Origin of the sequence: Enterobacter cloacae complex sp. P6RS, from assembly GCF_014982245.1 — a bacterium.
Taxonomy (GTDB): Bacteria; Pseudomonadota; Gammaproteobacteria; order Enterobacterales; family Enterobacteriaceae; genus Enterobacter; species Enterobacter bugandensis.
Genome location: NZ_JADCLB010000002.1, coordinates 48,949 through 63,961, shown reverse-complemented (window position 1 = coordinate 63,961; position 15,013 = coordinate 48,949). Strand labels below are relative to the sequence as shown.

Here is a 15,013-nt window from a genome sequence, read left to right as displayed (position 1 = left end):
TTTTATGACGCAGCCAATCAGCGTGATCGCCAAAAGCCTGGTGCGGGAACGCCTGCGAACCGGGCTGTCACTGGCGGAAATTGCCCGCCGTGCCGGGATCGCCAAATCTACGCTTTCTCAGCTGGAGTCTGGCAACGGCAATCCTAGCCTGGAAACGCTCTGGTCGCTTTGCGTGGCGCTGGATATCCCGTTTGCCCGGTTACTGGAGCCGCAGCAGCCCGTCACGCAGGTGATCCGCCGCGGTGAGGGCACCAAGGTGGTTGCCGGGCAGGCAAACTACGAGGCGATTTTGCTGGCGGCGTGTCCGCCGGGCGCGCGTCGTGATATCTATCTGCTGCTGACGCAGCCGGGCGCAGACCGTATTTCCCAGCCGCATCCGCCGGGGTCGGTTGAGCATATTATCGTGACCCAGGGGCGGGCGATGGTCGGCCTGATCGACGCGGCGGAAGAACTCGGCCCGGGCGATTACATTTGCTACCCTGCCGATCAGCCGCATATCTTTAAGGCGCTGGAGCCAGACACCCACGCCCTTCTGGTGGCGGAACAAAATTAACGAAGATACGGAAAATCATGTCGCTCAAAGCCATTGCTAAAGAACTGGGGCTGTCCGTCACTACCGTCAGCCGCGCCCTCAACGGGTATGACGATGTTTCTGCTGAGACGCGCGCCCGCGTGGAGGCGGAGGCCCAGCGCCGTGGTTACCGACCTAATACGTTTGCGCGCCGCCTGAAGATGGGCAAAATTGATGCCGTCGGCCTCGTTTTTCCCGTGCATCCTGTTCCGCTCAATAACAGCGTTTTTATGGACATGGTCGGCGAAATTAGCCACGAACTGGCGCGACATGAGATCGACCTGCTGCTCATCGCCGACGATGATCTGGCGGATAAGCACAGCTATATGCGCATGGTGCAAAGCCGCCGCGTGGATGCGCTGATTGTGGCCCACACGCTGGATCACGATCCGCGACTTGAACAGTTACAGGCCGTCGGATTCCCTTTTCTGGCGCTTGGCCGCAGCCAGCTACCGCAGCCGTACGCGTGGTTCGACTTCGACAACTATGCTGGCACGTACCAGTCCACCCGCTGGCTGATTGAGAAAGGCCATCAGCGCATCGCCCTGCTGGGCGAAAGCAATAATCAGGCATTCATCACCCAGCGGCGACAGGGCTACCTGGACGCGCTGCGTGAAGCCGGGCTCTCCAGCGAATGGCTGCGCGCTATGCCCCCTTCGCGCCGCGTGGGGTATGCCACCACGAAAGAACTTCTCTCCCTGCCGCAGCCCCCCACGGCCATCATTACCGACTGCAACACCCACGGCGACGGCGCGGCGATGGCGCTGGCGGAACTGGGCCGCCTGACAGGCGAGAACGCCGTTGCGCTGGTGGTTTATGACGGACTTCCGCAGGACAGCATCGTTGATGCTGACGTGGCGGCAGTGATCCAGTCCACTCGTCAGGGCGTCGGAAAACAGATTGCCGATATGGTGCGCCAACTGATTAACGGCGACGACATCGAACGGCTCCAGGTGCTCTGGCAGCCGGAATTCTTCCCGGGCCAGACGGCCTAAACCGCGTAAATTTCCAAACCCGATCACAGATCCGAAACGTTTTGGTTTGTATCCGAAACGTTTCGGATCAACACTCAAGGCATCCCGACGACAGGAGATGTCTGATGCAAGATGCCATTTTACGACTCGAAAGCACCACGGTTGACGTGGTGATAAAAACCCAACCGTTCGCCGAAATTCTCTACTGGGGGCCGCACCTTCAGCACTTTTCGCCGCAGAATGTCGCTACGCTGGCGCGGCCGGTGGCAAACGGCAGGCTGGATGTGGACTCCCCGGTAACGCTGATGGCCGAGCTGGGGCACGGGCTGTTTGGCTCGCCCGGTATTGAGGGGCATCGCCAGGGGCTGGACGGTTCCCCGGTGTTTAAAACCACGCAGGTGCAGCAGGACGTAAACACCCTGACGATAACCGCCGAAGATGAATGCGCGGGACTGCGTCTGACCAGCGAGCTGACGCTGGAGGCCAGCGGCGTGCTGGTGGTGCGCCATGGAGTAACCAACCTGAAAGCGCAGGCGTGGCAGGTGGACCGATTCGCCGTCACGCTGCCGGTGGCCGAGCGCGCGCAGGAGGTTATGGCCTTTCACGGACGCTGGATCAGAGAATTTCAGCCGCACCGCGTCACGCTTGAACACGACAGCTTTATCATTGAAAACCGTCGGGGTAAAACGTCCCACGAACATTTTCCGGCGCTGATCGCCGGTACGCCATCGTTCAGCGAAATGCAGGGCGACGTCTGGGGCGTGCATCTGGGCTGGAGCGGCAACCACCGCCTGCGCGCCGAAGCGAAAACCGATGGTCGCCGTTATATACAGGCCGAAGCGCTTTACCTGCCGGGTGAAATGGCGATTCAAGAGGGCGAAACGCTCTGGACGCCGCGCCTGTATGCCAGCTACTCCCCGCACGGGCTGAACGGCATGAGCCAGCAGTTCCACCGCTATCTGCGCGACAGCATCATCCGCTTCCCGGAAAACAAACCGCGCCCGGTACACCTCAATACCTGGGAGGGGATCTACTTCAGCCACGATCCGGAGTACATCATGCGCATGGCCGACGAGGCCGCCGCGCTGGGCGTGGAGCGCTTTATCATTGACGACGGCTGGTTCAAAGGCCGCAACGACGACCATGCCGCGCTGGGCGACTGGTACCTGGATGAGAAAAAATACCCGAACGGCCTGACGCCGGTAATCAGTCACGTTAAACGGCTCGGCATGGAGTTTGGCATCTGGATCGAGCCGGAGATGATTAACCCGGATTCCGATCTCTATCGCGCGCATCCTGACTGGGTGCTGGCGCTGCCGGGCTATCCCCAGGCGACCGGACGACACCAGCTGGTGCTCAATCTCAACATCCCGCAGGCCTTTGATTACCTGGTGGAGCGCATGAGCTGGCTGCTGGGCGAGCATGCGGTTGACTATGTGAAATGGGACATGAACCGCGAGCTGGTGCAGCCCGGGCACAACGGTAAAGCTGCCGCCGACGCGCAGACCCGCCAGTTTTACCGCCTGCTGGACGTGCTGGGCGAGCGTTTTCCGCACATTGAATTTGAATCCTGCTCCTCCGGAGGCGGGCGAATCGATTATGAAGTGCTGACCCGCAGCCATCGCTTCTGGGCTTCCGACAACAACGACGCGCTGGAGCGCAACACGATCCAGCGCGGCATGAGCTACTTCTTCCCGCCGGAGGTGATGGGGGCGCATATCGGTCATCATAAATGTCACGCTACCTTCCGCCAGCACAGCATCGCTTTCCGTGGGCTGACGGCGCTGTTTGGGCACATGGGGCTGGAGTTGGATCCGCTCACCGTCGATGCGCAGGAGCGTGAGGGCTATCGCCATTATGCCGCGCTGTATAAGCGGTGGCGTGAGGTGATTCATCACGGTACCCAGTGGCGCGTGGACATGCCGGATGCCACCACGCTGGCGCAGGGTATAGTGAGCGAAGACAAAACGCAGGGGCTATTTTTGGTCAGCCAGCTCGCGATGCCGGATTACACCTTGATGATGCCGCTGCGCATGCCGGGGTTAGACGCCAGCGCGCAGTACCGCATCACGCTGCTGGATCACCCGAACATTCAGATCACGGGCGAGGGCGGGCACACCATGCGCAAGCTGCCGGCGTGGATGGAAGCCCCGCAAACGGCAAGCGGCGAATGGCTGATGCGGGCGGGTATTGCGCTGCCGATTCTGGATCCGGAAACCGCCATTCTTATTGGCGTAGAACGCGTGTAAAGGTGACGGGCCGGGCAACCGGCCCTCCGTTGAGGATAAAAATAATGAACACAACAACCTGTACCCACAAAGACAACCCCAATTTCTGGATCTTCGGGCTGTTCTTCTTTCTCTACTTCTTCATCATGGCCACCTGCTTTCCGTTCCTGCCAATCTGGCTGTCGGACATCATCGGTCTGAACAAAACCCATACCGGGATTGTCTTCTCCTGCATCTCGCTGTCGGCCATTGCCTTCCAGCCGGTGCTGGGTGTCATTTCGGACAAGCTGGGGCTGAAAAAACATCTGCTGTGGATCATCTCGGTGCTGCTGTTTCTGTTCGCGCCGTTTTTCCTGTACGTCTTCGCGCCGCTGTTGAAAACCAATATCTGGCTGGGCGCGCTGAGCGGCGGGCTGTATATCGGCTTTGTTTTTTCAGCCGGATCCGGGGCCATTGAGGCCTACATTGAACGCGTGAGCCGCAACAGCCTCTTTGAATACGGCAAGGCGCGCATGTTTGGCTGCCTCGGTTGGGGGCTGTGCGCCTCAACGGGCGGCATCCTGTTCGGCATCGACCCGTCGTATGTTTTCTGGATGGGATCGGCGGCGGCGCTTTTGCTGATGCTGTTGCTGGTGGTCGCGAAACCGAAACCCAACCAGACGGCGCAGGTGATGAACGCCCTGGGCGCGAACCAGCCGCAGATCACCGCTAAAACCGTGTTCAACCTGTTCCGCCAGCGCAGAATGTGGATGTTCATCCTGTACGTGATTGGCGTGGCCTGCGTGTATGACGTTTTCGACCAGCAGTTTGCCACCTTCTTTAAAACCTTCTTCGCCACGCCGCAGGAAGGGACCCGCGCCTTTGGTTTTGCCACCACGGCGGGGGAGATTTGTAACGCCATCATCATGTTCTGCTCGCCGTGGATCATTAACCGCATCGGCGCGAAGAACACGCTGCTGATCGCCGGGGTGATTATGGCGACGCGCATTATCGGCTCGTCGTTTGCCACCACTGCCGTGGAGGTCATCGCCCTCAAGATGCTGCATGCCCTGGAAGTCCCGTTCCTGCTGGTGGGGGCATTCAAATACATTACCGGAGTGTTTGATACGCGCCTGTCGGCCACCATCTACCTGATTGGTTTTCAGTTTGCCAAACAGTCGGCAGCGATTTTCCTCTCCGCCTTTGCCGGAAATATGTATGACCGGATCGGCTTTCAGGAGACGTATCTGATGCTGGGCTGTTTCGTGCTGGCGATTACGGTGGTATCGGCGTTTACGCTGAGCAGCAGGCGGGAGATTGCTGCCACCACAGGGGCGGCAGCGTTAACGCATCACTCCAGGTAAAACACCTCTTTCAGCCCGGCGCTCACCGGGCTGTTATCCGGGTTCGACGGCATGACGTCAGCCATATATTTCCACCAGCGCTGGCACACGTCGGTATTCGCCACCGCGTTCCAGCGCTCCTCCGACTCAATCTCCACCGTCGCAAACAGCAGGTTGCGTTCTCTGTCGAGATAAATGGCGTAGTGGTGCGCGCCGTGGTCTTTCAACACCGCTGCAAGCTCGGGCCAAATCGGATTGTGGCGATGCGCGTACTCTTCGTGCGCGTCCGGGTTTACCTGCATCACAAACGCTTTGCGGATCATAATGCCTCCAGATACAGCTCGCGGACCTCGTCGCGGCTGGCGGTGCGCGGGTTGCACGGCGCGCACGGATCGGCGAGGGCTTTATCCAGCCAGCCTTCAATGTCGGCTTTGGTGACGCCGAGCTGGCTGAAGCCGGACGGAATGCCGACGCGGGCGCTCAGGTCACGAATCGCCTGAATCGCTGCCATGCTGGCGGCCTCGTCGCTCATTTCGCGCGTGTCAACGCCCATTGCCTGCGCCACGCGGGCAAAACGCGCGACCGCGTTCGGGCGGTTAAAGTTTTCGATGATCGGCAGCAGGATGGCATTACATACGCCATGAGGCAGGTTGTGCGTTGCGCCCGGCTGGTGCGCCAGAGCGTGTACCAGCCCCAGCCCGGCGCTGTTAAACGCCATACCCGCCAGGTACTGACCGAAGGCCATCTGCTCGCGCGCTTCCAGGTTATGACCGTCGTCAACCGCTTTCGGCAGCCAGAGGTTGATCAGGCGAATCGCCTCCAGCGCATTGGCATCGGTCAGCGGGTGCGCGCCAACGGACACGTAGGCTTCAATGGCGTGCGTTAACGCATCCATGCCGGTTGCGGCGGTCACGGAGGCCGGAATATCAAGCATCACGCTGGCATCGTCCACGGCAATATCCGGGATGATGTTCGGGTCGATAATCACCTCTTTCACCTGACGCGCGGAGTCGATGATCACCGCGTTGCTGGTCATCTCTGCCGCGGTGCCTGCGGTAGTGTTGATCGCCACCAGCGGCACGCCTGCGTTTTTCACCTTGCCGACGCCGGAGTAATCGGTAGACGGGCCTGGATTAGCGGTGAGGATTTTAATCGCCTTGGCGGTATCAATCGGGCTGCCGCCGCCAAAGGCGATGATGTAATCACACTCCGCGTCCCGGTAAGCCGCAAATCCTTTTTGCACCAGCGCTTCCGTCGGGTTCGGAAACACCTCATCGAACAGTTGATATGACATTTGATGGGCGTCCAGCGCGGTAAACAGGCTGTCGAGCAGGCCCAGTTTCACCAGTTGGCCGTCTGTGACAATCAGCGCTTTGCCCCACCGCCTGGTCGCCACCAGGGTGACCATATCGCCGATTGCACCCGCGCCATGCAGGCTAATTTTGGGAAGTGCCAACATAAAGCTCATGATAATTCTCCTTAACTATCGCCTGTGGCGTTACGCGTATAAATCCAGGGCCGATTGCATCGGGGTAACGCCAAAACGTTTGCCCAGCGCGATCAGCTCTTCCCGGGGGATGGTCTGCTTCATGCCGCCCATGGAATAGACCTTCACCAGCACTTCTGCGGATTTCTCGGCGGTGTCGATCAGGCCGAAGGTTTCATCCAGCGTCGGACCGCTGCCGAAGACGCCGTGGAACGGCCACAGCACCAGGGCGTGCTTTTGCATATCCGTCGCGGTCGCCTGACCGATTTCGTCGGTACCCGGCACCATCCACGGCAGAATGCCGACGCCGTCCGGGAACACCACCAGACACTCGGTGCTGCCTTCCCACAGCTTGCGGGTAAAGAAATCAGAATTATTTTCCAGCACGTAGGTCAGGGCGATCAGGTTAGTGGCATGGCAGTGCATGATCACGCGGTCTTTGCCGTTGGTCGCCTTGATGCGCTCGCAGTGGGAGAGGAAGTGCGCCGGCAGTTCAGAGGTCGGCACCGCGTCGTCCGTTAGCCCCCACAGAATGTGGTATCCCGCGCCGTCGTTGTCTACCCTCACGACGCCGAGATTGGCTTCCGGGTCCAGCTGAACGTTACGGAAGAACTTGCCGGAACCGGTAACGATAAACGGCGTGTTGGCGAGCAGCGGCATCGGCTGGCTCAGGGCAATATAGCGCGGCTTCTGGTGAAAATCGGCGGCGTAGGGCTCGATGTCCCCATCGTCCAGGCGCAGCGTGAGGTTGCCGCCGTTGCGCTCGTCCCAGCCCTTCAGCCAGGCGTCGGAGGTGGCTTTGATCATGCCCTGGACGAACCAGGAGGTGGTGATGGTCTGCATACTGTGTTTCCTTTGAAAATGCCGGGTGGCGTTACGCTTACCCGGCCTGCTTTTACCTGTAGGCCCGGCAAGCAACGCGCCGCCGGGCGATATTTTTTACTGACGAGCGGCGAGCACGTCCTTCTCATACGCCCGCACGTTGTCCAGCCACTGGCTGCCTGCAGGCGCATCGTGACGCTGGCAGTACATCTCCCATACCGCCTGCCACGGCAGGGATTTTTGCTCCTCCAGCAGCGCCAGACGCGCGGTGTAATCGCCGCTCTCTTCCAGCTGTTTCAGCGCGGCAGTTGGCTCCAGCAGGGCACGCAGCAGGGCTTTTTTCATGTTTCGGGTGCCGATAACCCATGCCGCGATGCGGTTGATGGAGGCGTCGAAGAAGTCGAGCCCGATGTGCACGCGGTCAAACAGATCGTGACGGACGATCTCGCTGGCAATCGCCTGGGTTTCGTCGTCCAGCAGGACCACGTGGTCGCTGTCCCAGCGCACCGGACGGCTGACGTGCAGCAGCAGGCGCGGCACGTAGAGCATGGCGGCGGAGATTTTGTCGGAGATGACTTCCGTTGGGTGGAAGTGGCCAGCATCCAGGCACAGCGCGGTCTGGCGGCTGGTGGCGTAGCCCATGTAGAACTCGTTTGAGCCGACGGTGTAGCTTTCTGCGCCAATGCCGAACAGCTTGCTCTCCACCGCGTCGATATGGTGCGCCGGATCCAGCTTCTCGCTGATGGCTTCATCCAGCGCGGCCAGCAGGCGCTGGCGTGGCGCCAGTCGGTCTACGGTGATGTCCTTCATGCCATCCGGGATCCAGATATTCATCACCGACGGCGTGCCGAGCTGCTCGCCGAAATACGCGGAGACGCGGCGGCTGGCCTTCACGTGGTCGATCCAGAACTGCCGGATTTCGTCGTTGGCGTGTGCAAGGGTAAACCCGTCCGCGCTCAGCGGGTGCGAGAAGCAGGACGGGTTAAAATCCAGTCCCAGCCGGTTGGCCTTTGCCCACTCCACCCAGTTCTTAAAGTGTTCCGGTTTGATTTCGTTACGCGCGACCGGCGCGTCGGATTCGAGATAAATCGCGTGCAGATTCAGGCGTTTTGGCCCCGGGATCAGGCTCAACGCTATTTCAAGATCCGCACGCAGTTCGGTGGCGTTGCGCGCTTTGCCCGGGTAGTTACCCGTTGCCTGAATGCCACCCGTCAGGGAACCGCCCGGGTTCTCGAAACCGGCGACGTCATCACCCTGCCAGCAGTGCATGGAGACGGGCAGACGGTCGAGCTGGCGCAGCGCCTCTTCGACATCCACGCCGACGGCGGCGAAACGCTGTTTAGCCAGATCCCAGGCTTGTTCAAGTTGAGTGGTCATGCGCAAAGCTCCTTAGTCAGTCGTTTTTGCTGAAACTGCGCCCGGTAGCGGGCAATGTCATGGCAGGGATTGGGGGTGAAGGTGGTCAGGCTGTTATTCGCCGTCACCACCGAACGGAAATCGTCGACGTTTGATAGTTCGTCCAGCGTCATCAACTGAATGCCAATGTTGCCGAGCGTGGAAGCCTCTACGGGACCTGCCACCACGGTAATGCCGCAGGCATCGGCGCAGAGCTGGTTCAGCAGCTGGTTCTGGCAGCCGCCGCCCACGATGTGCAGCTGGCTGAACGGTTTACCGCGAAGGCTCGCCAGCTCGCTCAGGATGTCGGCATAGAGCAGGGCGAGACTGTCAAAAATACAGCGCGCCAGCTCGGCGGGGCGGGAAGGTACCGGCTGCCCCGCGTCAAAACAGGCGGCCTGGATCTCAGCGCTCATGTGCACCGGGTTAATAAAGCGGTCGTCGTTCGGGTTAATCAGGAAGGTGCAGGCCTTCAGCTTTTCGGTTTCCGCAATAAGTGCGGGCAGGTCGGTGACGTTCTGCTCTTTCAGCACCCGCTGGAGCAGCCACAGGCCCATGATGTTCTTCAGCACGCGGTAGCGTCCTTCGGCACCGCCTTCGTTGGTGATATTGGCGGCCAGCGCGGCGTCGCTGGTGTAAGGCGTTTTGCTCTCAAAACCCATCAGCGACCAGGTGCCGGAGGAGAGATAGGCCGCGTCTTTGCTGGCGAGCGGCGAAGCAATGACCGCGCTTGCGGTGTCGTGACTGGCGACGGCGACAACGGGAATTTCATTCCCCTGCGGGCAAATCCACTGGCCGATGACATTGCCCGGATGGGTTGGCGTGCCGAACCAGAACGGCGAGGCGCCCGTCCATGCCAGCAGGTGTTCATCCCAGTTATCGGTGTTGATATTGACCAGCTGCGTGGTGGTGGAGTTGGTGTATTCCCAGTTCATGTTGCCGGTCAGACGATAGCTTAAGTAGTCCGGGATCAGCAGCGCATGCGCCACCTTTTCAACCAGCTCTGGCTGTTGCTCCACCAGCGCGCGCAGCTGGTACAGCGTGTTAAACGGCAGAAACTGAATGCCGCTGCGACCATAGATATTCTCTTTGCCAAGCTGCGCGATGGCGTGCGCCATCAGCCCATCGGTGCGGCTGTCGCGGTAGGAGACGGGCAGGCCAACGCGTTCGCCGTGACTGTCCAGCAGCACGTAATCCACGCCCCAGGTATCAATGCCGATACTGTCGATGCGGATACCGTCTTCGCAGACGTTGTGAAGTCCGGTGCGGATCTCCGCCTCCAGCGCATCGATATCCCAGGTCACAAAACCGTCCTGTTTTTGCAGACAATTGGCGAAACGGTGCATTTCGCGAAGCGTAAGGGTGTGCTGGTCACAGTCCCAGGTGGCGAGCATTACACGGCCGCTGGATGCGCCTAAATCGACAGCCACACAATGGCGAAAAGTCATGGTCGGGTCCTTTCTTAAGTCATTAGCGATGAGTGTAAGAAAGGGAAGAAATAGCCACCTTCTCGCCACTGACAGCCCAAATCTCGCGCTGGCAAGAAAGCAAAGGTGAACGTGAGGGAGTTCACAGTTTCCAGTAATGGCGGGGTTTGCTGGCAGTGTGACGCTGACCGCATTTCCCGATCTTTCCGCCTGTTTCTTGAAAAATCGGCAGCTTTTGCGCGGTTTACTGTCAAAAATTTAAGGTGAGCGTGGAGGGCCTTAATTACTATTTTGAGAACTTTTCTCATTGGTGGGGGCCGTTATGACCGTACTGCACAGCGTCGATTTTTTTCCTTCGGGGGCTTCTCCCGTCGCGATTGAGCCACGGCTTCCTCAGGCTGCGTTCCCGGAGCATCATCATGATTTTCATGAGATTGTGATTGTTGAGCACGGAACGGGCATCCACGTATTCAACGGTCAGCCGTATACCATCAGCGGCGGTACGGTGTGCTTCGTGCGTGACCACGACAGGCACCTGTATGAACATACCGACAACCTGTGTCTGACCAACGTACTCTATCGTTCCCCGGACGCGTTCCAGTTTCTCTCCGGGTTGAATCAGCTGTTGCCGCAGGAGAAGGACGGCCACTACCCGTCGCACTGGCGGGTGAATCAATCCACGTTACAGCAGGTGCGTCAGCTGGTGAGCCAGATGGAGCAGAGCGAGGACGGGCAGGAGACGCACGCGATTGCCACCCGCGAGCTGCTGTTTATGCAGCTGCTGGTGCTGCTGCGCCGCAGCAACCTGGTGGAAGGGATGGAAAATAACGACGCACGGCTGAACCAGCTCATGGCCTGGCTGGAAGATCATTTCGCTGAAGATGTCTGCTGGGAAACGCTGGCGGACGACTTTTCGCTCTCGCTGCGCACGCTGCATCGTCAGCTCAAGCAGCATACCGGGCTCACGCCGCAGCGTTACCTTAACCGTCTGCGCCTGATCAAAGCGCGTCACCTTTTACGGCATACCGACGAAAGCGTTACGGAAATTGCTTATCGCTGCGGTTTCGGCGACAGTAATCACTTTTCGACGCTATTTCGCCGGGAATTTAGCTGGTCGCCGCGCGATATTCGTCAGGGGAAAGACGCGTTGCTTCAGTAACGCGAGGGCAGTCACCGTTTTCAGGCCGCAAAAAAGCTAATAATGCCCGGTTATTCGCCGTAGAGGTTGTGGTGTGGCCGCTCAGTTGATTCTTCGCAAAGATGATTTTTTTGCCTCCGCGAGTCAGGCCGTCGCGGTGGCCGACCGTTACCCGCAAAATGTCTTTGCCGAGCACACCCATGAGTTCTGCGAGCTGGTGCTGGTGTGGCGCGGCAACGGCCTGCACGTCCTCAACGACCGGCCCTACCGCATCACGCGCGGGGATCTGTTTTACATTCGCGCCGAAGACAAACACGCCTACGCCTCGGTTAACGATCTGGTGTTGCAGAACGTCATCTACTGCCCTGACAGGCTTAAACTGAATGTCGACTGGGCGAGCAACATTCCGGGCATTCTGAATGCCGGAGGCGAACCGCACTGGCGCTTAAGCAGCAGCGGCATGGCTCAGGTGCGCCAGACGATTTCCCAGCTGGAGCAGGAGAGCCAGAAGAGCGACCCGGTGGCAAACCAGATGTCGGAGCTGCTATTCGCCCAGCTGGTGATGACCCTGAAGCGTCATCGTTACGCCACGGATAATCCCTCCGCCACCACGCAGGAAGCGCTGCTGGATAAGCTGATCGCCCGGCTTGCGGGCAGTCTGAACAAGAGTTTCGTACTGGAAAAATTCTGCGAGCAGGAGCAGTGCAGCGAGCGCGCGCTGCGCCAGCAGTTCCGCACCCAGACGGGGATGACGATAAACCATTACCTGCGCCAGCTGCGCATCTGCCACGCCCAGTATCTGTTACAGCATACGGAGCTGATGGTCAGTGAAGTGGCGATGCGCTGCGGCTTTGAGGACAGTAACTACTTTTCGGTGGTGTTTAACCGTGAGGTGGGGATGACGCCGGTTCAGTGGCGTCATCGCAGTCGAAAAGCAGCGTAATCAGTTCGCCATGCCGAGGCCGACGATATTGGCCGCAATGATAATCACCACGCAGCCCAGGCTCAGTACGCCAACCGGACGACGTCCGGCGTTGTTCCACTCCTTCAGCACCAGCCCAACCAGACCGCCGCACAGCACGTAGAAGCTCATGTGAAGCATCCAGCTCATATAGTCATACTGCGCCGGAATGCTGGCGTGGCCCCAGGCGTAGAAGAAGAATTGCAGATACCACATCAGGCCGCCGAGTGCGGAGAGCAGAACGTTGGTGAGGATAAGCGGTTTTGCCAGCGAGAAGTCGGCTTTTACCGACAGGTTCTTCACTTTTGCCAGACGAATGAAGCAGAAACCGAGGTTTACCAGCGCGCCACCGCCCATGATCACCACATAGCTTGGCAGGGCAACATACAGCGGGTCAACGCCCAGCGCCGCAGCGGCGTCGTGCATCGGTTTGGCGGCGTTCATGGCGAACGACATGCCCGCCGAGAAGACCCCGCACATCACCGCCAGCAGCAGCCCTTTCTTCAGGTTGAACTCTTCGGCCCTGATGCCCATCTTGCGTTCTTTTAGCTGGCCTGCGCGGGTGACGATCCCCACGCCGATCACCGCTACCAGCACGCCCAGCAGCGTCATTCGCCCGCCCTGGGTGTTGATCAGCATGTCGAAATGGCCGTTGAGAATGGGCGTCATCAGGGTGCCCACTATCAGCGTAATGCCAATCGCGATGCCGATACCCATCGACATCCCGAGGTAGCGCATGGTCAGGCCGTAGTTGATGTTGCCGATGCCCCACATCGCGCCGAACAGGAATACCGGCAGCAGGGTGGAAGCGTTGAAGGAGGAGAAGTAGCTCCAGAAATCGGGCAGCAGCATGGCGCTGATTGTCCACGGCAAAATCAGCCAGGACACGGTACCGCCAACGGACCACATGGTTTCCCACGACCAGCCTTTCACCTTTTTGAACGGGGCATAGAAACAGGCTGCACTGGCTGCGCCTATTAAATGCCAGAAGATACCCATCGTAATCGCATGATTCATTTTTACGTCCTCATCGTTTTTATAGCCGGAGGCTTCCCCCCGACTTGATGAGTGTAAAAATTAGGCTGTTCAGGAACCTTCAGAAGGTTGCCGCACTTTTGTTTTGAATGGCAATCAGCACGTTAAGCGCGTGAGCAGACTCACAATTCTTTTATTTCTCAAAAACCGAATAACCTTATAAAAACTACGGCATTGATAATCATTTTCAATATCATTTAATTAACTATAATGAACCAACTGCTTACGCGGCATTAACAGCTGTGCCGCCCGACAATAATGGAGAGGATTATGAGTTATACACTGCCATCCCTGCCGTATGCCTACGACGCACTGGAACCGCATTTCGACAAGCAGACGATGGAAATCCATCACACTAAACACCACCAGACCTACGTGAACAACGCGAATGCTGCGCTGGAAAGCCTGCCAGAGTTCGCTAATCTGCCTGTTGAAGAGCTGATCACCAAGCTGGACCAGCTGCCAGCAGACAAGAAAACCGTACTGCGTAACAACGCGGGCGGTCACGCTAACCACAGCCTGTTCTGGAAAGGCCTGAAAACCGGTACCACCCTGCAGGGCGACCTGAAAGCGGCTATCGAGCGCGACTTCGGTTCCGTAGACAACTTCAAAGCGGAATTCGAAAAAGCCGCTGCAACCCGCTTCGGCTCTGGCTGGGCGTGGCTGGTTCTGAAAGGTGACAAGCTGGCAGTGGTTTCTACTGCTAACCAGGACTCCCCGCTGATGGGTGAAGCGATCTCTGGCGCATCCGGTTTCCCAATCCTGGGTCTGGACGTGTGGGAACACGCTTACTACCTGAAGTTCCAGAACCGTCGCCCTGACTACATCAAAGCGTTCTGGGATGTCGTGAACTGGGACGAAGCAGCAGCGCGTTTCGCCGCTAAAAAATAAGGTTGCATTGACGCCTGTGAGAAGCGAGTCTGATGACTCGCTTTTTTTGTATCTGCGTAATGGAGGCAGCGATGCATTACCCGGTGAACGTGTTTACAGGCAAGGTAAGGGAGTACGACGGCAGCCGCCCGAGCGCCATCGCCAAAGTGCAGGTCGACGGTGAGCTGTCGCTGACCGAGCTCGGGCTGGTGGGCGACCAGCAGGCCGAAAAGAAAATCCACGGCGGACCCGATCGCGCGCTGTGCCACTATCCGCGCGAGCACTATCAGCACTGGAAAACCGAATTTCCTGAGCAGGCGGACCTCTTCGTCGCGCCCGCGTTTGGCGAAAATCTCTCAACGGAAGGGCTGACGGAAAAGAACGTCTTTATTGGCGATATTTACCGCTGGGGCGATGCCCTGATTCAGGTCACCCAGCCGCGCTCGCCGTGCTTTAAGCTCAACTACCATTTCGGTATTCAGGATATGTCGGCCCAGCTGCAAAACGCGGGTAAAACCGGCTGGCTGTACCGCGTGGTGCTTGCAGGACAAGTATCTGCGGATGCCCCGCTTGAGCTCGCGTCGCGTTTGAGCGACGTGTCCGTTTACGACGCCTGCGCGATTGCCTGGCATATGCCGTTTGACGATGAACAGTATCATCGCCTGCTGTCGGCGGCGGGGTTGTCTACCAGCTGGACAAGAACGATGCAGAAGCGGCGTTTAAGCGGGAAGATCGAGAGTAGTTCGCGGAGGTTGTGGGGGAAATAGGTTCCGTAGAAAGTAGG

The 15,013-nt window shown here is 58.8% G+C and carries 14 protein-coding genes; 8 read left to right on the top strand and 6 right to left on the bottom strand.

All coding sequences use genetic code 11. The features are described 5' to 3' along the window. The first annotated feature begins 4 nt into the window (after positions 1–4). The 4 genes from INF73_RS00785 to INF73_RS00770 all read left to right on the top strand — a co-directional run bounded on the left by INF73_RS00785 (position 5) and on the right by INF73_RS00770 (position 5,116). Positions 5–553 (top strand): helix-turn-helix domain-containing protein, encoded by a 549-nt coding sequence (locus INF73_RS00785; RefSeq protein ID WP_003861973.1) that lies wholly within the window; start codon positions 5–7, stop codon positions 551–553. A 17-nt stretch (positions 554–570) separates the two neighbouring features. Next, a complete protein-coding gene (locus INF73_RS00780; protein ID WP_193542562.1) occupies positions 571–1,566 on the top strand; it encodes a LacI family DNA-binding transcriptional regulator in 996 nt (331 codons plus the stop codon). A gap of 104 nt (positions 1,567–1,670) precedes the next feature. Next, positions 1,671–3,794, top strand: coding sequence for an alpha-galactosidase (locus INF73_RS00775; RefSeq protein WP_193542564.1), 2,124 nt, complete (start codon positions 1,671–1,673; stop codon positions 3,792–3,794). Between the two features lie 44 nt (positions 3,795–3,838). Beyond that, on the top strand, positions 3,839–5,116 hold the full coding sequence (locus INF73_RS00770; RefSeq protein ID WP_059357403.1) for an MFS transporter: 1,278 nt from the start codon (positions 3,839–3,841) through the stop codon (positions 5,114–5,116). Here INF73_RS00770 and rhaM read toward each other — a convergent pair. From rhaM to rhaB, 5 genes are all read right to left on the bottom strand, one after another. Then, positions 5,104–5,418, bottom strand: a complete 315-nt coding sequence (rhaM, locus tag INF73_RS00765) for an L-rhamnose mutarotase (protein WP_059357404.1) — start codon at positions 5,416–5,418, stop codon at positions 5,104–5,106. The two genes, INF73_RS00770 and rhaM, sit on opposite strands and share 13 nt — an antisense overlap. Beyond that, positions 5,415–6,563, bottom strand: coding sequence for a lactaldehyde reductase (gene fucO / locus INF73_RS00760; RefSeq protein ID WP_193542566.1), 1,149 nt, complete (start codon positions 6,561–6,563; stop codon positions 5,415–5,417). Before fucO ends, rhaM begins: the two co-directional genes overlap by 4 nt. A gap of 30 nt (positions 6,564–6,593) precedes the next feature. Next, positions 6,594–7,424 (bottom strand): rhamnulose-1-phosphate aldolase, encoded by an 831-nt coding sequence (gene rhaD / locus INF73_RS00755; protein ID WP_193542568.1) that lies wholly within the window; start codon positions 7,422–7,424, stop codon positions 6,594–6,596. Between the two features lie 96 nt (positions 7,425–7,520). Next, positions 7,521–8,780 carry an L-rhamnose isomerase gene (rhaA, locus tag INF73_RS00750; protein ID WP_193542570.1) on the bottom strand — a complete coding sequence of 420 codons (1,260 nt, stop codon included), beginning with the start codon at positions 8,778–8,780 and terminating at the stop codon, positions 7,521–7,523. Continuing rightward, positions 8,777–10,246, bottom strand: coding sequence for a rhamnulokinase (rhaB, locus tag INF73_RS00745; RefSeq protein ID WP_193542572.1), 1,470 nt, complete (start codon positions 10,244–10,246; stop codon positions 8,777–8,779). Before rhaB ends, rhaA begins: the two co-directional genes overlap by 4 nt. A gap of 301 nt (positions 10,247–10,547) precedes the next feature. Between rhaB and rhaS the strand changes: the two genes are divergently transcribed. After that, positions 10,548–11,384: an HTH-type transcriptional activator RhaS gene (gene rhaS, locus INF73_RS00740; protein ID WP_193542574.1), complete on the top strand. Its 837-nt coding sequence runs from the start codon at positions 10,548–10,550 to the stop codon at positions 11,382–11,384. 73 nt (positions 11,385–11,457) lie between these two features. Next, positions 11,458–12,306, top strand: a complete 849-nt coding sequence (rhaR, locus tag INF73_RS00735) for an HTH-type transcriptional activator RhaR (RefSeq protein WP_028014857.1) — start codon at positions 11,458–11,460, stop codon at positions 12,304–12,306. Here rhaR and rhaT read toward each other — a convergent pair whose 3' ends face one another. Further along, positions 12,307–13,341, bottom strand: coding sequence for an L-rhamnose/proton symporter RhaT (gene rhaT / locus INF73_RS00730; RefSeq protein ID WP_193542575.1), 1,035 nt, complete (start codon positions 13,339–13,341; stop codon positions 12,307–12,309). A gap of 288 nt (positions 13,342–13,629) precedes the next feature. Here rhaT and sodA point away from each other — a divergent pair, with 288 nt between their 5' ends. After that, a complete protein-coding gene (gene sodA, locus INF73_RS00725) occupies positions 13,630–14,250 on the top strand; it encodes a superoxide dismutase [Mn] (RefSeq protein WP_003861999.1) in 621 nt (206 codons plus the stop codon). A gap of 71 nt (positions 14,251–14,321) precedes the next feature. After that, complete coding sequence (gene yiiM / locus INF73_RS00720) at positions 14,322–14,996, top strand: 6-hydroxyaminopurine reductase (RefSeq protein ID WP_069733790.1); 675 nt, start codon at positions 14,322–14,324, stop codon at positions 14,994–14,996. The last annotated feature ends 17 nt before the right edge of the window (positions 14,997–15,013 follow it).